This window comes from Burkholderia cepacia GG4, from assembly GCF_000292915.1.
GTDB classification, from domain to species: domain Bacteria; phylum Pseudomonadota; class Gammaproteobacteria; order Burkholderiales; family Burkholderiaceae; genus Burkholderia; species Burkholderia cepacia_D.
Window position 1 is genome coordinate 155901 of the sequence record NC_018514.1, and the last position, 18206, is coordinate 174106.

Sequence of the window (18206 nt, forward strand, 5' to 3'; positions counted from 1 at the left end):
GGCGCGCCAGCTTGCCGGACGATGCCGTCCGGCCTGTCAGTCGTTCCGCCTCCACCCGCCCGCCATCGCAATCGTCGGATCATGACGGCGGGCAGCGTGCATCGCGCTTCAGCATCCGGACATCAAACCATGCGCCCTTCGACCGGATAGCCGGGATCGGTATAACCGTGCGTCGACGCATGTCCGGGCGGCACCAGCGAATCGACGAAGCGCTCGTCGTCGGGACCGAGCTCGAGCGTCAGCGCATCGATGTAGCTGTCCCAGTGCGCTTCGGTGCGCGGCCCCGCGATCGTCGAGCTGACGACGCGATTCTTCATCACCCACGCGAGTGCGAACGCGACCGAGGTCGTGCCGCGCGCGGCCGCATGTGCGGCCACCTGCTGCGCGATATGCAGCGACTCGGGGCGCCATTCCGTCTGCTGGATGCGCCGGTCGCCGCGGCCGGCACGCGAATCGGCGGGCGGCTGCCCGCCCAGCGCATATTTGCCGGTCAGCACGCCGCGTGCGAGCGGGCTGTACGGCACGACGCCGATGCCGTAATGCGCGGCCGCCGGCAGCTGTTCGACTTCGGCCGTGCGATCGACGAGGTTGTACAGCGGTTCGCTCGCAACCGGCCGGTCGATGCCGAGCTGGTCGGCCAGGCGCACGATCTCGGCGATGCGCCAGCCCTTGAAGTTCGACAGCCCGACGTAGCGCACCTTGCCTTGCCGGATCAGGTCGGCCACCGCGCGCATCCCTTCGTCGAGCGGCGCGTCGGTCAGCGAGCGATGAAAATAGAGGATGTCGATGTAATCGGTGCCGAGCCGCTTCAGGCTGGCATTGACCGATTCGACGATCCATTTGCGCGACTGGCCTTGCCGGTTCGGCCCCGCGTCCGGTCCGGCCGGAAAGCCGAACTTCGTCGCGACGACCCAGCTGTCGCGCTGCCGCGCGATTGCACGGCCGACGATTTCCTCCGAGCGTCCGGCGTGATATACGTCGGCCGTATCGATGAAGTTGATGCCCTGGTCGAGCGCCTTGTCGATGATGCGCGCCGACGTCGCTTCGTCGGTTTCGCCGCCGAACATCATCGCGCCGAGACACAACGGCGACACTTTCAGCGCGCTGCGTCCGAGATAGCGGTAATCCATGTAGAGGCTCCCTGCGGGTGAGCACCCGCGTCGGTTGAAGTCGGTTGAGTGAACCGGCGAACGTGCCGAACGAGCGTGCCGCTCACACGCCCGCTTCGTCGAAGATACGTTTCGCGATCGGCAGCGCCGAGCTGGCGGTCGGCCAGCCCGAATAGAACGCGAGGTGGGTGATTGCTTCGATCAGCTCGTCGCGCGTGATGCCATTGTCGAGCGCTTTCTTCAGGTGGAACGGCAGTTCGTTCACGCGATACAGCGACACGAGGCTCGCAACCGTGATCAGGCTGCGGTCGCGCGGCGACAGGCCGGGGCGCTGCCATACGTCGCCGAACAGCACGTTGTCGGTGTAGTCGGCGAGGGCGGGTGCGATCGCACCGAAGGCCTGGCGCGCGGCGGAAGTCGGTTCGGACATCGATGGCTCCGGGTGACATTGAAGATGCCGACGATGGTAGCCACCGATGCGCTTATCGATAATCCCCAGGAATTCGCATGCACTTATCGATCCGGTTCATGAATGGCCGGAGTGGCGCAGTGCGTCGACGATCAGCGCGAACGCGCGCGACGACTGCCGCCGGCTCGCGTAGTACAGGTGATGGCCCGGGAAGGTCGGGCACCAGTCGTCGAGCACGCTGACGAGGCGGCCGGCGGCGACGTGCGGCGCGGCGAGTTCGGCCGGCACGTACGCGAGGCCGTAGCCGGCGAGCGCCGCGTCGAGCATTTCATAGGTGCCGTTGAACGTGACCTGGCCGTCGACGCGCACCTGCAGCGCAGCGTCGCCGCGCGCGAGTTCCCACGCATACAGCGCGCCGTGCGTCGGCAGGCGCAGGTTGATGCAGTCGTGCGTGACGAGATCCTGCGGCGTCGCGGGCCGCGCACGCTCCGCGAAATACACGGGCGCGCCGACGATCGCCATTTTCAGGTCGGGCGAGATGCGTACCGCGATCATGTCCTTCGCGACCTGGTCGCCGAGTCGCACGCCGATGTCGAAGCGTTCCGCGACGATGTCGGACAGCCCGTAGTCGGTCACGAACTCGACCTTCAGGTCGCGGTAGTCGCGCAGTATCGGCGACAGCTTCGGCCACAGCAGCGTGCGGATCACGTAGTCGGTCGCGTTGATGCGCACGGTGCCGGCCGGCTTGTCGCGCAGTTCGGCGAGCGCCGACAATTCGGCCTCGATCTCGTCGAAGCGCGGCGCGAGGTTATGCAGCAAGCGCTCGCCGGCTTCGGTCGGCGCCACGCTGCGCGTCGTGCGCGTGAGCAGCCGCACGCCGAGGCGGGTCTCGAGCGAGCGGATCGTATGGCTGAGTGCGGACTGCGACACGCCGAGCCGGGCGGCTGCGCGCGTGAAACTGCGCTCGCGCGCGACGGCGATGAAGGCGAGCAGGTCCGCGAAGTTGTCGCGCGGCATGGCGGAAGTCGGGTGGTCGATGCCTGCGCATCGTACCGTACCCCCGGGCTTCGTGGCGACGCGGCGTGCGTCAGCCGGCCTGCGTCACGCCGGCCGCATGGCTCGCGATGCGGGTGTGGGGATCGTACGCGTAGCCGCCGTGCTGGAACGACGTCGCGAAGAACTGCATCTGGTAGCGGATCGCATGCGCCCAGTAGTCCCACGTATGGCCGCCCGGCCGCTCCGCATAGTCGTGCGGCACGCCGAGCGCGACGAGCCGTTCGTGCAGCGTGCGGTTCGAGCCGACGAACGAGTCGTCGCGGCCGCAGTCGATCGTCATGTCGAGATGCGCGCGGACGAACGCGCGCGCGCTTGCGACGATCGCGCTGCGATTCCAGAACGACGGATGGCGGCCGGGGTCGCCGAACACGTGGGCGATGCCCGGCTCGTCCTCGCAGCAGCGCGGATCGACCGCGCCGCTGATGCTGCCGACCGCGCCGAACGTGTCGGGCCGGTCGAGCGCGATGCGCAGCGCGCCGAAGCCGCCCATGCTGAGCCCGGTGATCGCGCGTGCGCCCTTGGCCGCGATCGTCCTGAAGTGCATGTCGACATAGGACACGACTTCGTCGCCGACGAAGGTTTCGTAACGGCTGCCGGAGTCGAACGGGCTGTCGATGTACCAGCTTTCGTGTCCGCCGTCGGGCATCACGAGGATCACGTGATAGCGATCGGCCAGCGCGGCGATCCGCGTGTTCGCGGTCCAGTCGGTGTGGTCGCCGCCCGAGCCGTGCAGCAGGTAGACGACCGGAAAGCGTTCGACGCCGCGTTCAGGGCCGTGGTGCAGGCGCGCGTAGTCGTCCGGCAGCACGACGGTCGCCTTGAGCGTCTCGTTCATCGCCGCGCTCGGGATCGCGACGACCCGCGCCTGAAAGGCGAGGGCCGGGCCCGCGACAGCGAGCAGCAGAAGTAGCCAGAACGCGCGTACCAGGTTCATGGAGCCTCGCATGGGTCGTTTCCGTTCGGCAGTCGGGCATCGGGAAAACCCTGTTTGGAGACTCTAGCAACCGCGCCTTTCAGCCAAATTTCGGCGAAACATACGAGTTGTCAGGTGGCCGGCGCGGCGGGGCTGCCGCGCGCGTCAGCCGAGACAGCGCGCGAGCGTGTCGCGAAACGCGGCGGGCCGCTCGGCCGGCACCAGGTGCCCGCAGCCGCCGATCGTTTCGAAACCGGCGCAGCGCGCGAGCGCCCAGTCCGGCACATGCCAGCCCGCGCGCGAGCGTTCACCGGCGACGAGCCACACCGGATGGCGCGCGACGACTTCCGAGAGTGTCTGCAGATAGCCGGGTTCGCCGGTCGTCGCGACGACCGAGCGGCCCATCGCGCGCAGCGTCGACGCCGGCTGATGCGCGAGCCAGCGGCGCGCGTCGTCGAGCTGGCGCGGCGTCGGGGCGTCGATCGCGCCGCGCAGCCAGCCCGGCGGATCGGCGCGCAGGCCGGCGAGCATCGCATCGGCCTGCGCGGGCGTCATGCGGCCGACCGACGCCGACCAGAACGCGTCGTCGAGCGTGAAGTTGCCTTCGACGTTGACGATCCGGCGCACGCGCGCCGGGTGCGCGTGCGCGAACAGCATCGCGATCGCGCCGCCGAGCGAGTGACCGACGAGATCGACCGGCTGCGCGCCGAACTGCCGCTCGACGGCCTGCCGCACATGCTCGACCTGCGCGGCGAGCGTGATCGCGTCGACCGGCGCGGCGCGATGGATGCCGTAGCCGAGCAGGTCGGGGGCAAGCTGCGGGCCGGGCCATGCGGGCACGTCGAGCGTGCCGATGAAGCCGTGAACGAAGACGACAGGCGTGGGCAGGTTCATGCGGTGGGTGATGACGGTAGGGGCGGCAACTCGAGTTCGGCGAGCAGTTCGTCGAGCTCGAGCACGTGGGTGCGGTCGTGGTCGAGCAGTTCGCGCACGAGTTCGTCGAGCGACATCCGGCGGATGCCGTCGCGCAACCCGCAGCGCGCGAGTTCCGGCGGTTGAAGCGCGCCGGCCGTCGCGCACAGCGCGGCACGGCCGGTGCGGAACGCGGCGAGCGCGTCATCGAGCGGCTGTGCGAGATAGTCGCGCTGCGCGGCAAGCGCGGTGCCGTCGACCGATGCGATCACGGGCAATTCGTGCGTGCGCACGGTGTCGATGCGTTCGGCGAACACTGCGTCGAGGTCGCGCAGGTGGCACGCATGTTCGACGAACGAAAAGCCGGTGCCGGCCGGGCGGCGTGTGACGAGCATGGCGGGCAGGTGCGCGGCATACGAGGCGATCCGCGCAGGCATCGCGGCCAGCTCGACGACGACGTCGGCGAACGGCAGTACCCGCGGAAATGCGCTGAACACCGCGCCGTAGCTGAACAGCGCGCCGCCGATCCGGCCGCGCGCCTGCACGACGTCATGCCCGTGGCGGCGCATCACGTCGGCGACCATCGCGCCGCAGAACTGCCGGGCCGTCGTATCGGCTTCGATTTCGGGGAATTTGTGCGCGATTTCGTGCTGGATCGCGCCGATCGCGGCGACGCCGACACGCGACAGCGCCGCGAATTCGACATAGTGCCCAGGCTGCGCGATCAGCGCTTCGAGTTGCGTGCCGAGCGGCGTCGCGCGGAAACGGTCGAAACGGGAATGCATGATGGAAAGCGTTTGTCCAGTAACGTATCAAAACGATACGTTACTGGACCGATAGCGTCAACCGGGGCGCTTCGGGCAATGCACTGCATTACTCCTTGCCGGTGCTCCTGGCTGCCTGTTCGATCAGCTTCGCGACTTCAGCGGGATGCGAGATGTAGGCGACGTGGCTCGACTTGAGTTCGATCGTCTTGCTGCCGGCGCGTTGCGTCATGAAGCGTTCGAGCTCGGGGTTGATCGCGCGGTCCGCGGTGGCGACCACCGCCCAGCTCGGTTTCGTCCGCCACGCGGCGTGCGTGATCGGCACACCGAACGACTGCGCGGCCGGCGTGACTTGCGAGATCGCCATGAATTTCGCTTCGGCGGCCGGCACGTCGGCCGCGAAGTCGGCATGGAACGACGCTTCGTCGAAATACAGATGGCCGTCGTCGGTAGCCTTGATCGCCTTTGTCGCGGGCGGCGTCCTCCTGGTCAGTTCGAGCGGGCTTTCGCCGGTGTCGGGCTGGAATGCGGCCACGTAGACGAGGCCCGCTACCTTGTCGTCGTTGCCGGCTTCGGTGATCACCGCGCCGCCGTAGCTATGGCCGACGAGGATGCTCGGGCCGTCCTGCGCGTCGACGACGCGCCGGGTTGCCTTCACGTCGTCGTCGAACGACGTTTCCGGCTGCTGCACGACGGAAACCTTGTAGCCGTCACGTGTCAGGATGTTCGAGACGGCTTGCCAGCCCGAGCCGTCGGCGAAGTAGCCATGAACCAGCACGACGTTCTTGACGGGGGCGGCGACGGCCGCATGCGAGCCGAGTGCGGCGGCGGTCAGGGCGAGTGCCGCGGCGATCTGGCGGACTTGGGAAAAGCGCTTCATTTTCATTCTCCAGAAGGAAGACAGGGTAGGAACCGTCGGATATCGACAGGCGTCTTGTTCCGTCGATGAGCTCATCCTACTAGTAGGTAGGATGGCGTGCAAGGAGAGATCGCGGCTGGAAAAGAGTATCTCAACGAGGTAAACTATCCGTGTTTTTCATCCGACTAGATGGTAGGCAAGATGACGGTATCGGGGGATAGTACGGCGGCCCGCATTCTCGAAGCCGGGCGGCAACTGATCATGCGGCGTGGCTACAGCGGGTTCAGTTATGCCGACATCGCCGACGCGATCGACATCAGGAAGGCGAGCATTCACCACCACTTTCCGACGAAGGCGGATCTGGCGGTCGCCGTGCTGCAGCAGTCGCAGGCGAAATTCGATGCCGACATGGCGTTGCTCGACTCGAGTGGCGCCGACGCGCTGGTGCAGATGCGCGCATACATCGGCTACTGGGAGCGCTGCATCGCGGACGACAGCGCGCCGTTCTGCGTCGCCGGCATGCTCGGCGCGGAGTTGCCGGCGCTGCCCGACGAAGTCGCGCGGGCGGTGAAGGCGCATTTCGACGACCTTGCGGCGTGGCTGGTGCGCGTGCTCGACACAGGGGTGAAAGACGGCGTCGTGCAGCCGGGCGTGTCGGTGCAGACCGAGGCCGCGACGTTCGTGTCGCTGGTCTATGGCGCGATGCTTGCCGCGCGGGCGTACGGCAATGCCGGGATGTTCAGGGACGTGACCGGTGGGGCGGTCGAGCGGCTCGCGGTGCCGCGCAACCGCGCGTGAGCCGTGCACGCGTCGGCGGGTAGCGTAGGCGCCCGGCGGTCATGTGGGGTCGCCTGACGCCGCACGGCTTACGTGCGCTTCCCGGCCTCGGCTTGCGCGCTCAGTGTCGCTTTCAGCGCTTGCAGTTCGGCCGTGAATGCCGGCCTGAAGTCCTCGGCTTCGAACAGCGGGCGGATTTCGATGTCGGAGTCGCCGGGCATCGGATTCGGGCAGCGCTTCACCCATTCGACCGCTTCGTCCAGCGAGTTCACCTGCCACAGCCAGAAGCCGGCGACGAGCTCCTTCGTTTCGGCGAACGGGCCGTCGATGACGGTGCGGTTCTTGCCGGCAAAGTGGACGCGCTTGCCGCGCATGCTCGGGTGCAACCCGTCGGCGGCCAGCAGGATGCCGGCCTGCGCCAGTTCCTCGTTGAAGCGGCCCATCGCGGCGATCATTTCAGGGTCCGGCATCCGGCCGGATTCGGAATCGGCGGTGGCCTTGACGATTACCAGGACGCGCATGGTCGTATCTCCTTGGGGCGGGTGGTCGGATGTTCGTCCGCCGGAAGGCGAACGGGGCTTACGACATCAGGACGGCCGGCAAGCAGCGAACTCGACAACGGAGGTGAAAAAAAGCGCCGGGGGGTGGGCTGGAACGGCGGGTGGCGCGTTGCCGGAGCGTGATCGACCTGTGACTTTCCGGGCGGGCGGCTACGCATGGCTGCGAGGCGGCCCGCCCGGCGGGCAGGTCAGTACGATCCGTCAGTTCCCGGCCGGCGGCGCCTTCGGGCCGTCGCCGAGTTGCGCGCGCAGCCGCGCTTCCTGCTCCTGCAGCTCGGGCGTGAATTCCGCGCCGAAATCCTCGGGCGAGAACACCTGGCGGATCTCGATTTCCGATTCGCCGAGCATCGGGTTCGGGCAGCGCTTCACCCATTCGACGGCTTCGTCCAGGGAGTTCACCTGCCACAGCCAGAACCCGGCGATGAGTTCCTTGGTTTCGGCGAACGGGCCGTCGGTCACGGTCCGGTCCTTGCCGGCGAAGCGTACGCGCTTGCCGCGGGTGCTCGGGTGCAGCCCTTCGCCGGCCAGCATCACGCCCGCTTTCACGAGCGCCTCGTTGTACTGGCCCATCGCGGCCAGCAGTTCGGTGTCGGGCATCTTGCCGGCTTCGGAATCGGCGGTTGCCTTGACGATGACCATGACGCGCATTGCAGTTTCTCCTCGGTTCGCAACGTGGGTGTGCGGGCCGGCCATGCGGGAAGGCCGGCCCGTGCTTGCAATGGTACGACGGGCGACGTAACGCGAAATCGACATCGGCGCGAAAAAAACGCCGTTGCGCCGCCGACGGGCATGCCGGCCGACCCCGTCGCCAAAACTGGTATGCTGATCCTCACGACGTTCACGCGGAGGGTGCCATGGCTGCTAAAGAAGTCTCGAAGAAGAAATACCTGAAGATTCTGAACAAGCGCTTGCGTGCCGAGCCGGCAGCGCCGGACGGCGCGTCGTTCGTGTTTTTCCCGCTGGGCGCGAAAGCGAAGCACGCGACGGGCGTCGTGTCCGGCGATACGCGCAGCAAGCGCGAACTCGCAGTGATGGCCGCGGTCCAGCGCAAGGCGGCCGAAGAGTTCGTCGTCACGGGCGTCTGACCGGCCCCCTTTCCACCACGGTTTGTGTCGCCGCCTGCGTACGTTACGCGGCGCCGGCCTCGCAATGAGCGATTACACCGGCGATTACGCGCGGGATATCGTGCGTGATCGCCGGGCCGTGCATCGGCAGGATGATGTCGAGATCGAGCGTCTGGATGCGGCGCAACGCGCTTGCCAGGTGCACCAGCGACGGCAGGTAATCCGAGCCGGTGATCGAATCGAGGATCGCGGGCAGCGGATCGTTCGTTGGCTCGTTGCCGAAGCGCATCAGGATGTCCGACGACAGCAACGCCTTGTACGCCGGCAGATACACGACGAGCGCATCCCACTGATGCACGTGCTTCGTGAAGATCGGCACGACCTCGATGCCGGACAGCTTCGTCGGCTCGCCGTCCTTCAGCGGAACCGCGCGCACGCCGAACACGTCGGCCAGTCCCCAGGTACACATCGGATGTCCGTACGCGACGAGCGCCGGATTGGCCGCGAGGAAGTCGGGCAGTGCGCCCATCTCGTCGGCCTCGAAGTGCGGGACGATCACGCTGCTGACCATCGACGGCGAGATGCCGACGGTATCGAGCGCTGCGCTCAGTTGCGTGAAATTGGCACGGGTGCCCGTTTCGATGCACAGTACGTCACCGTGCGGCGAGCGGACGAAGAACTGGCTGAAACTGAGGTTCAGTGACTCGACGTAGGTCGTCGCGCGAAACAGGCCGTGGCGAACAGCGACGATTCGGGAGGCGCTCATCGGGGATCCTCGCGCAGGGATTGTAGCGGGAGCCGCGCGGCCCGCGCACCGCGGGTTGCGGTGCGACAGGCGGCAGCGGTCGATCTTCCGATGCAGTCTAGCAGCGCCGCTGCGGATGCGCGAACCGGCCGATGCAGTGTTCGCGCCGCGTCAGTTCTTCAGCTTGTACCCGGTACGGAACATCCACGCGACGATCGCGAGCAGGATCGCGAGGAACAGCGACGTCGCGGCAAGGCTGATCCAGACGTGCACGTCGGCCAGGCCGTAGAACGACCAGCGGAAGCCGCTGATCAGGTAGACGATCGGGTTGAACAGCGTGACGATCCGCCATGCGGGCGGCAGCATGTCGACCGAGTAGAAGCTGCCGCCGAGGAACGTGAGCGGCGTGATGATCAGGAGCGGCACGAGCTGCAGCTTCTCGAAGCTGTCGGCCCAGATGCCGATCACGAAGCCGAACAGGCTGAAGGTGATCGACGTCAGTACGAGGAACAGTACCATCCAGAACGGATGCAGGATGTGCAGCGGCACGAACAGGCCGGCCGTCGCGAGGATGATCACACCGAGCAGCAGCGACTTCGACGCCGCCGCGCCGACATACGCGATCACGATCTCCCAGTACGACACGGGCGCGGACAAGATCTCGTAGATCGTGCCCGTGAAGCGCGGGAAGTAAATGCCGAACGACGCGTTCGAGATGCTCTGCGACAGCAGCGACAACATCACGAGGCCCGGCACGATGAACGACCCGTAGCCGATGCCGTTCACGTCGCTGATGCGCGAGCCGATCGCCGAGCCGAACACGACGAAGTACAGCGACGTCGAGATCACCGGCGCGATGATGCTCTGCATCAGCGTGCGGCGCGTGCGGGCCATTTCGGCGCGGTAGATCGCGCGGATTCCATGGAAATTCCAGTGCGCCATGTGCGTTACGCCCCTTGTGCGCCGTTGCGGCGGTTGTCGATCAGGCTGACGAAAATGTCCTCGAGCGAGCTCTGCGTCGTATGCAGGTCGCGAAAGCCGATGCCGGCCGTGCCGAGCGCGTTGATCAGCTTCGCGATGCTCGCGTCGTCGCGGTGCGAGTCGTACGTATAGACCAGCGCCGCGCCGTCGTCTGCGCGTTCGAGCCTGAACGGCGCGAGTTCGGCCGGCACGTTCGTGAGCGGATGCTCGAGCTGCACGGTCAGCTGCTTCTTGCCGAGCTTGCGCATCAGCTCGCGCTTTTCCTCGACGAGCACGAGTTCGCCGCCGAGGATGATGCCGATCCGGTCGGCCATTTCCTCCGCTTCCTCGATGTAGTGCGTGGTCAGCAGGATCGTCACGCCGCTTTCGCGCAGCGAGTCGACCAGCTTCCACATGTCGCGGCGCAGCTCGACGTCGACGCCGGCCGTCGGCTCGTCGAGGAACAGGATGCGCGGTTCGTGCGACAGCGCCTTCGCGATCATCACGCGGCGCTTCATCCCGCCCGACAGCGTCATCAGCTTGTTGTCGCGCTTGTCCCACAGCGACAGTGCCTTCAGCGTCTTCTCGATGTGTGCGGGATCGGGCGCCTTGCCGAACAGGCCGCGGCTGAACGACACCGTCGCCCAGACGGTTTCGAACGCATCGGTCGTCAGTTCCTGCGGCACGAGGCCGATCATTTCGCGGGCGGCGCGGTATTGATCGCGGATGTCGTGGCCGCCGACCGTCACGCGGCCTTCGGTCGGCGTGACGATGCCGCAGATCGAGCCGATCAGCGTGGTCTTGCCCGCGCCGTTCGGCCCGAGCAGCGCGAAGATCTCGCCGGGGCGGATGTCGAGGGTCACGTGCTTCAGCGCCTGGAAGCCGGACGCGTAAGTCTTGGAGAGGTCTGAGACGGAAAGGATCGGTTGCATGCTCACGGATGGCACGGCCGGTCGGGCCGACCCCGTGCGCCGCGCGTGCCCGGTGCCGCCGCTGCGAAGCGGCCGGTGTCGGGTGCGGCATGGCGAACGGGCGTCATGTCGAACGGCGTTGTGGTGCGGGATCGCAGGACCGCCATATTAGCAATCGGAAGATGGAATTGCATTCTGGTGGAAAGGGCGTGCGATACCGGTGCCGGATTTGCGTCAAATTCACGCGCGCCATTCAACAACGCGACACTTTATTTAAATTGAACGAACAATTCGCAGCGTTTTCGGCAAAACCGGCGGTACTCGCGTCGGCGTGCGGCGGCGGAGCGTCCGGGCGGCCGACTGTGCTGCCCGAACGCCGCCGCGCCGTACCGGGACGACAGGCGCGGCGCTCGCGATAATGCGTTCCTTTCATGTTCCGGGAGCGCTGCGGATGTCTCTGATCGATTTCAAGTCTGTTGCGGCCGCCCAGGCCGTCGCGTGGAAATCCACGATCGTGGGCGAGGTCGGGCCCGCCAGGATCAAGGTGCTGCGCATGGATGCGCAGCCGTACGAAGCGGAAGTGCACGACTACAACGAGGGGCTGCTGGTGCTCGACGGCAGGCTGATGCTCGAGGTCGACGCGCAGACGATCGTGGTCGAGGCCGGGCAGATGTATCTCGCGCACGCCGGCACGCGCCACGCGGTGCTGCCGGGCAGTCACGGCACGCTGGCGATCATCGACGTGTGAGCGTGCACCGGTGCGATCCGGCGCGGGCGGCCGGAGCGGCCTGCCGCACGGTCATCTATTTGTCTGAGCAAATAAATTGAAGGCTGTTTGAAAAATTGTCAAATTGCCTGCACGCACTAGGGTCGCGCGGTTCGGCTCGTTTGGAACTCTGCATCCATTTACTTGTGCGTATCGTCCGATCATAGTCTCGACCAACGACGCATCACGATAACGAATCAAGCGTACGTACGGAGACCAATACATGACACGCCTATCCGAGGGGCTGGCCGGACTGCCGTTTACCTGCTTTTCGCCGGATGCGGGCGCGACGCGAGTCGCCTGCCTGCGCCATCACATCGCGTCGTCGCTGTAGCGACGCGTCACATTCCAATTCGATTCCCCCGACGGCGCCGCCGGAGCGCGCTTGCCTGCCGCGGCGGCTTTGATCGCATTTGCCTGTCCGGCAACGCGGCGCGCATCGTCATGCGCCGCACGCCTTCGCGGCGGCGCGATACCAACCGGCGGGCCACGCAGCCCGTCCGGACGAGACCTGTCGTACTTGAAAGGAGGGGTTGATGATTTGCATTCCTGAATTCCGGAAGGTGATCCTGTCGTGCGCCGTGCTGGCGCTGCCGTTCGTCGCCGGGTGCGGCGGCGGCGACGATCCGGGCCCGATCAACGTGCCGCAGTGCTCGGGCAGCGCCTGCGGGCCGAGCGGCGCCGAAACGACGCCGCCCGTCGTGACGAAGCTGTGTCCGGATTCGCTCGACTACACGACGACCTACACGGGCGGCTCCGGCAGCGGCGAATACGCGAAGGTCAAGTTCGATACGACCAAACGCACCTACCAGATGCAGTTCATCGAATCGTCGGTGCCGACGTCGGCGGGGCAGGTCAACAACACGCGCGCGGGCCTGACGATCAGCGGCGCGTTCCACCATCCGACCAATCTGCCGACCGCCGAGCAGAACCGCTGCGCGTTCGTGCTCGATAGCGGCGCGACGAGCGACGGCGCGTATGCGGTGACGATCAATCGTGCGGACCCGCCGATGCTGTTCGTCGGCAATGGCGTCGTTGGCGGCGGGATTCCCGGCGCGACAATTGCGTTCGCCGGTCTCGAGCCGTTCCCGGGCATCGTGCTCGGCACCGTGCCGTCACGCACCTTCGATTTCTATCCGTTCATCGGCTTCACCGACACCGAAACCGACTTCACGAAAGTCGCGGGCAACTACAGCGAACTCGGCATCCACTTGTCGCCGGTCGGCGGCAGCGCGCAGAGCAGCACGGGGGCCGTCGGCTGGCAACCCGATGTCGTCAACTGGAACCAGACGTTCAATGCCGACGGCTCGTGCACCATCACGACAGGCAGCGACTACTCGTGTCAGACCACCGGGACGCCGTGGGCGTTGCGCAAGAACGCTGACGGTTCGTCCGACAACGTGTTCGTGAGCAACGCGGTGGCGAGCGCGGGCGGCAACCTCGTGTATCCATTCGCCGGGCAGGGCTCGGCGATCGTGATTGCCGCGCCGAGCCAGGCGAAGGGCATCATGATCGTCGGCAAGCTGAACGGCGTGCTGGTGCCGGTCGTGATTCGGGTGGGCTACACGCATATCGACGCGGGCAACCTTCTGGCGTCGGTCGCCGATGCGGAGGTGGGGATCTCGATGCTGTCGCGGACCAGGGCCGTCGGGGCCAATTCGCTGAAGGGCGGCTTCATCGGCGCAACGAGCGCGTCCGCGTGCGGTGTCGTGGCACCCAGCACCGCGACGTTCGCGATCGCGACGTCGGGGCCGAGCTTCAACAACAATATCCCGCATCCGGATCTGCCCGGCACGTTCGACGGTACCTTCTTCCTGGCACAGGCGGGCAACTGCAACGACGGCACCGCCGTGTCGACGATGGCCGCGAACTACACGTCGACGCTGTTCCAGGGCGCCACCGCGGCGTTCATCGATCCGCAGACGTCGTCGGTCAGCTCGCAGTTCGCACTCGACTACACGCAGGCCACGCCCGGCAAGATCAAGGTCACGGCCACGCAGGACTTCAACGCGAAGAACGCAAACGGCAACGTGGCGATCTTCAGCAAGGGCGATACGGGCTGGCTCGTGACGGCCGGAAACGTCTACGCGATGGTCGTCAACAACAGCAAGGTCAACCCGTTCTTCACGGTCGGCGCGTTCGTCCAGTAACGGCGTACTGAACACGGAACACCGGCGGCGCACGCGTCGCCGCTGTCGAATCGACATTAAAGAGGATTCCTATGAATGTGAAGCATTGGATGGCCGCGGCATCGCTTGCGCCGGTGCTGGCTGCCTGCGGTGGAGACGGCGACCCGCCGCCCGCGCCGGTGGTCCGGCTGTGCCCGCAGGCCATCGACTACAACACGGTATTCATCGGCGGGTCCGGCTCGGGCGAACTCGTGAAGGTGCAGCTCGACACGACGAAGATGACGTACCGGATGACCTACCTCGCGTCGCCGGTGCCGACCACCACGGGCACCGTGCAGCCGACGCGCGACACGGCGCCCGCCAACGTCGTCGACGGCACGCTGGCCGACGAAACGGGCCTGCCGACCGTGAAGCTGAACCAGTGCACGTTCCGGATGCAGAACGCGAGCCTCGACCCGAACCGGCCGGCACGGCTGTTCCTCGGCGAAGGCGTGCTGGGCGGCGCGATTCCCGGCGCGACGATCCAGTTCGACGGCGTGATCGGCGTCGGCAGGATTCCGAAGACGACGTTCCCGTACTACCCGTTCATCAGCTTCTCGTCGCTGGAAACCGACCTGACGAAGATCGCCGGCAGCTACAACCAGCTCGGCTATCACCAGGTGCCGTCGCAGACCTTCCAGCCGGTGGCGCTCGACCAGCAGGTGACGATCAACGCGGACGGCAGCTACGTCGAGACCGACAACTTCGGCAAGAAGAACGGCGGGCAGCCGCTCGCGTCGAGCGCGACCGTGAACCAGCCGTTCACGCTGCGTCCCGATGCGCCGGCGTTCCAGTCGCTGAACTACCAGCCGCAGATTCCGCCGACGCTCGCCGCGCTCGATCCGGCGAAGGCCGGCAAGGGGATCCTGATCGTCGGCAAGCTGCGCAACCAGCTCGTGCCGGTCTTCATCCGCACCGGTGCCGCGAACGCGGACCTCACGCAAGGCCCGCCGAGCGCGGACGACGAATCGGGCATCTCGTTCCTGAGCCCGCGGGCGGCGGTCGCAGCGGGTTCGCAGAACGGCGAGTACACCGGCGTCGACAGCGCGTTCAACTATCGCGCGACCGCGCTCGTCGGCGCGCAGGCGACGCTGCTCGATCCGTTCAACGCATCGCAGGCCGCGCTCACGCGCGCCCTGAACCTCGACTACACGCAGAAGGTGCCGGGCGTCGTCACGACCGTGCACGCGGACGCGGCGTCGGGGCCGGCGACCGGCAAGTTCGTGTTCACGGGCGGCGTGTTCGGGTTTCTCGACATGAACGATGCGAGCAACCCGTACTTCACGGTCGGCGCGTTCGTGCAGTGACCACGCGTGGATGGAGACACGGTGGCGCCGCGCGCAACTGCGCGGCGCCCGGACAGAATGAAGGGGAGACTCGATGAAGAAGCTGATTGTCGCGGGAGTCGTCGCAGGCGTGTCGACGCTCGCATCGGCCCAGCAGGCGGGCGACAACGTCGCGACGCTGGGCTGGTTGCACATCATGCCGCAGGATTCGACCAACGGGCTGACGACGAATCTCGCGAACATGCCGATCAACGGGCCGCTGCGGCTGCCCGGTTCGTTCACGTCGCCGGGCACGAGCCTGACGGTCAACAACGCCGATACGGTCGGCCTCACGCTCACGCACTTCTTCACCGACCACATCGCGGTGACGTCGGTGCTCGGCGTGCCGCCCGAGTTCACGCTGACCGGGCACGGCGTGATCCGGCCGCCGGGCCCGGCCGACGCGCTCGGCATCGTCGACATGGACAAGACGGCGAATCAGCCGGCCGTGAAGAACGCGCGGCAGTGGAGTCCGACGATCATTCTGCAGTACTACTTCAATGCGCCGACCGCGAAGTTCCGTCCGTTCGTCGGGATCGGCGTGGCCTATAGCTGGTTCAGCAACATCGAGCTGAACGGCAACTTCGCGAAGGACATCAACGAGAACCTCGGCAGCGTGCTCGCGGCCGGCGCCGGCAAGCCGGGGCCGACGTCGGTGGAGGGCAAGGCGTCGTCGTCGTTCACGCCGGTCTACAACGTCGGCGCGAGCTACGCGATCGACAAGCACTGGGGGCTCACGGCGACGCTGACCTACATGCCGCTGAAGACCTACTCGTCGCTCGTGATCCGGGCCGCCGACGGTTCGACGCTCGCGACCACGCGCACGCGGCTGAAGGCCGATCCGCTGATCACGTTCGTCGGGATTTCCTACAAGTTTTGAGCCGTCCGGCGTGCATCACGCGTGCCGGCGGTTTCCTGCGACCGGGCGGCCGGGGCAATCCGGCCGGGACGTCGCGTTCCTGGCGGCATGCCGCCATTTGTGAAGAGAGGGGGCAGTTCAGATGAGCATTCGTCGAATCGTATCGCTTGTTGCTGCAGTGGCATTCACCGCGGTCTCGGCCGCGCCCGCGTTCGCCGTCACCGTGTCGCGCGTCGACGGTCAGGCCATGAATCCGAACGGGGAACCGTTCTCCGCAACAGGGCTCACGGTCCTGGCCAAGGGGGCGATCAACGCGAGTTGCAACGCGACGTTCAACGGCACGATCTCCGCGACGGGCATCGTCAACATCACGTCGACGACGTTCGCGGGCGGCGCCACGTGCGGCCTGATCAACGGCAGCGCGAGCAGCGCATCGCCGTGGACGGGGCAGGCCGACAGCACGACGCAACTGTCGATCAACAACGCGAAGGTGACCGTCACGCTGCTCGGCACCTGCGGGCCGAGCAAGGTCGTGACGACGTGGAGCGATCCGAACTCGTCGCTGACGTTCAACAACGCGGTGCTGACGCCGGACTGTACGGTCAGCGGCACGGTCGTCACGTCGCCGAAGTTCCGCGTGCAGTAAGCGTCGCGCGATCGAGGCCGGGGCGCTCGCCATGGACGAGGGCCGTGCAACGATGCGCGGCGGGCGTTCCGGCTTCGAGAGGCGTTCGTGCCGTCGCGCGTATCGGCGCGACGGCCGGCTGGCCGCCTGCTTCGCGATCCGATGCGGGCGGCCATGCAGGAGGCCGGTGCGATGCACCGTGCCGCCTGCTTCGACTAAAACAACCCGATCACTCCGATTTGCCAGAACCATTCCGGACCACCCATGCTCACCGACCCAGCGAAGTATGGCGATGCCCGCGGTGCGACGCCTGACCGGCTGCGCACGGCCGCGTGGCTGCAGTACCTGATCGAACATCTGAACGAAGCGGCTTGCGTGGCGACGGTCGACGTCGGCGCAACGGCCGCTCTGTCGTCGCGCGCTGCAAGCGTGCGTGCGGGCGTGAACCTGTCGCACGCAGCGCTCGCCGTCCTGCATGGACTCACGCCGCGGATCGCGATGGACGGCGGCGGTTGCGCGTGCGATGCGAGCGATCCACGCGGCGCATGCCTGCACGTGCCCGACGCGCAGCAGCTCGCGCATGCGGAGCGATGCTGCCCCGGATCGCGTGCGGTATTCGAAGCGGCGCACGGCTTCGTCGATGCGTGGGCATTCGACGATCCCGATGACGGCTGGGCCGCGCTCGGGCGAATTGCCGGCGGTGTCGCACCCGGCGGCCGCCACGGCGCCGACGAGCACGACGGGCGAGAACGCCACGCGAACGACGAAGCGCCGCCTGCGAAGAACCTGAGAGAACGACACGCGGCTGTCGTGGCCGCCTGCTTGGAGCCGTCGGCGCGGCCCGGTGCGATCATCGACGCGATCGTGCTGCGCGTGTGCGGGCCGCGCGACGATGCCGCGCGCCTCGACGAGATGGCCGCGCTCGCGATATTCTGCGCCGAGCACGCCGCCGGGAACGGGATTTCTGTTGCCGCGTATGGCGGTCAGCACAATCTCGTCGCACGCGCGATTCGCGAACGGCGCACCGATCTCGCGTCGGTGGACGGGCTGCTCGCGGCGGTGTCCGTGTGCCGGCTCGACCGGCTCGTCGGTGCGGGCAGCTTCTGGGCGTATTACTTGCTGGCGGGAATCGTGATCGCCGCGCCGGACAGGGTGCGCGAGTTCGCGCGCCGCTTTCACGGCGACGCGTGGCAGACGTGGCTCGATGAAGCGCTCGCATGGCCGGCGGTCGGCCGCTTTGCACAGAGGGAGGATGTCGCGTTCGAGCGTTTGAGCGGCGCGATGAGCCTGACGTCGCGCTCGAATCCGATCGTGCGCGCGAAGCGGGTGCGGCCGAGGGGGGCTGCGATCACGCGGTTCAGCACGGGCGGCGGAACCGTTCAATGAAAAACGGCTCGCGGCGAGAACGCCGCGAGCCGCTTGAG

20 protein-coding genes are annotated in these 18206 nt (G+C 66.9%); 8 read left to right on the forward strand and 12 right to left on the reverse strand.

Features of this window, described 5'->3' with window-relative positions; all coding sequences use genetic code 11:
- Window positions 1-122: 122 nt before the first annotated feature.
- From GEM_RS16495 to GEM_RS16525, 7 genes are all read right to left on the reverse strand, one after another.
- Window positions 123-1130: an aldo/keto reductase gene (locus GEM_RS16495; protein ID WP_014898493.1), complete on the reverse strand. Its 1008-nt coding sequence runs from the start codon at window positions 1128-1130 to the stop codon at window positions 123-125.
- Between the two features lie 82 nt (window positions 1131-1212).
- Complete coding sequence (locus GEM_RS16500) at window positions 1213-1539, reverse strand: carboxymuconolactone decarboxylase family protein (RefSeq protein ID WP_014898494.1); 327 nt, start codon at window positions 1537-1539, stop codon at window positions 1213-1215.
- Between the two features lie 96 nt (window positions 1540-1635).
- Window positions 1636-2535, reverse strand: coding sequence for a LysR family transcriptional regulator (locus tag GEM_RS16505; RefSeq protein WP_014898495.1), 900 nt, complete (start codon window positions 2533-2535; stop codon window positions 1636-1638).
- A 70-nt stretch (window positions 2536-2605) separates the two neighbouring features.
- Window positions 2606-3508: an alpha/beta hydrolase gene (locus tag GEM_RS16510; protein WP_014898496.1), complete on the reverse strand. Its 903-nt coding sequence runs from the start codon at window positions 3506-3508 to the stop codon at window positions 2606-2608.
- A 144-nt stretch (window positions 3509-3652) separates the two neighbouring features.
- Window positions 3653-4381 (reverse strand): alpha/beta fold hydrolase, encoded by a 729-nt coding sequence (locus tag GEM_RS16515; protein WP_014898497.1) that lies wholly within the window; start codon window positions 4379-4381, stop codon window positions 3653-3655.
- Window positions 4378-5184, reverse strand: a complete 807-nt coding sequence (locus tag GEM_RS16520) for a DinB family protein (protein WP_014898498.1) — start codon at window positions 5182-5184, stop codon at window positions 4378-4380. The genes GEM_RS16515 and GEM_RS16520 overlap by 4 nt, the downstream gene beginning before the upstream one ends.
- An 88-nt stretch (window positions 5185-5272) precedes the next feature.
- The gene (locus tag GEM_RS16525; RefSeq protein WP_014898499.1) at window positions 5273-6043 is read right to left on the reverse strand and encodes an alpha/beta hydrolase; all 771 of its coding nucleotides are present in this window, start codon (window positions 6041-6043) and stop codon (window positions 5273-5275) included.
- 168 nt (window positions 6044-6211) lie between these two features.
- On the opposite strand from GEM_RS16525, the gene GEM_RS16530 reads away from it, so the two are divergent.
- The gene (locus GEM_RS16530; protein ID WP_014898500.1) at window positions 6212-6820 is read left to right on the forward strand and encodes a TetR/AcrR family transcriptional regulator; all 609 of its coding nucleotides are present in this window, start codon (window positions 6212-6214) and stop codon (window positions 6818-6820) included.
- A 68-nt stretch (window positions 6821-6888) separates the two neighbouring features.
- On the opposite strand, the gene GEM_RS16535 is transcribed toward GEM_RS16530, so the two are convergent.
- Window positions 6889-7320 (reverse strand): YciI family protein, encoded by a 432-nt coding sequence (locus GEM_RS16535; protein ID WP_014898501.1) that lies wholly within the window; start codon window positions 7318-7320, stop codon window positions 6889-6891.
- Window positions 7321-7560: 240 nt separating this feature from the next.
- Window positions 7561-8007, reverse strand: coding sequence for a YciI family protein (locus tag GEM_RS16540; RefSeq protein WP_014898502.1), 447 nt, complete (start codon window positions 8005-8007; stop codon window positions 7561-7563).
- 206 nt (window positions 8008-8213) lie between these two features.
- Between GEM_RS16540 and GEM_RS16545 the strand changes: the two genes are divergently transcribed.
- Window positions 8214-8444 (forward strand): hypothetical protein, encoded by a 231-nt coding sequence (locus tag GEM_RS16545; RefSeq protein ID WP_014898503.1) that lies wholly within the window; start codon window positions 8214-8216, stop codon window positions 8442-8444.
- A gap of 43 nt (window positions 8445-8487) precedes the next feature.
- Here GEM_RS16545 and GEM_RS16550 read toward each other — a convergent pair whose 3' ends face one another.
- From GEM_RS16550 to GEM_RS16560, 3 genes are all read right to left on the reverse strand, one after another.
- Window positions 8488-9189: an MBL fold metallo-hydrolase gene (locus tag GEM_RS16550; protein ID WP_014898504.1), complete on the reverse strand. Its 702-nt coding sequence runs from the start codon at window positions 9187-9189 to the stop codon at window positions 8488-8490.
- Window positions 9190-9339: 150 nt separating this feature from the next.
- The gene (locus GEM_RS16555) at window positions 9340-10110 is read right to left on the reverse strand and encodes an ABC transporter permease (protein ID WP_014898505.1); all 771 of its coding nucleotides are present in this window, start codon (window positions 10108-10110) and stop codon (window positions 9340-9342) included.
- Between the two features lie 5 nt (window positions 10111-10115).
- Window positions 10116-11060, reverse strand: coding sequence for an ABC transporter ATP-binding protein (locus GEM_RS16560; protein ID WP_014898506.1), 945 nt, complete (start codon window positions 11058-11060; stop codon window positions 10116-10118).
- Between the two features lie 430 nt (window positions 11061-11490).
- Here GEM_RS16560 and GEM_RS16565 point away from each other — a divergent pair, with 430 nt between their 5' ends.
- The 6 genes from GEM_RS16565 (at window position 11491) to GEM_RS16590 (ending at window position 18168) form a co-directional block, all read left to right on the forward strand.
- Entirely contained in the window at window positions 11491-11787 is a 297-nt protein-coding gene (locus GEM_RS16565) for a cupin domain-containing protein (protein WP_014898507.1), read from the forward strand.
- A gap of 554 nt (window positions 11788-12341) precedes the next feature.
- A complete protein-coding gene (locus GEM_RS16570; RefSeq protein ID WP_014898509.1) occupies window positions 12342-13955 on the forward strand; it encodes a DUF2957 domain-containing protein in 1614 nt (537 codons plus the stop codon).
- Window positions 13956-14026: 71 nt separating this feature from the next.
- A complete protein-coding gene (locus GEM_RS16575; protein ID WP_014898510.1) occupies window positions 14027-15280 on the forward strand; it encodes a DUF2957 domain-containing protein in 1254 nt (417 codons plus the stop codon).
- A 73-nt stretch (window positions 15281-15353) separates the two neighbouring features.
- A complete protein-coding gene (locus tag GEM_RS16580) occupies window positions 15354-16178 on the forward strand; it encodes an OmpW/AlkL family protein (protein ID WP_014898511.1) in 825 nt (274 codons plus the stop codon).
- A gap of 121 nt (window positions 16179-16299) precedes the next feature.
- Entirely contained in the window at window positions 16300-16803 is a 504-nt protein-coding gene (locus tag GEM_RS16585) for a hypothetical protein (protein ID WP_014898512.1), read from the forward strand.
- A 243-nt stretch (window positions 16804-17046) separates the two neighbouring features.
- Window positions 17047-18168: a hypothetical protein gene (locus GEM_RS16590; protein WP_014898513.1), complete on the forward strand. Its 1122-nt coding sequence runs from the start codon at window positions 17047-17049 to the stop codon at window positions 18166-18168.
- Window positions 18169-18206: the final 38 nt, after the last annotated feature.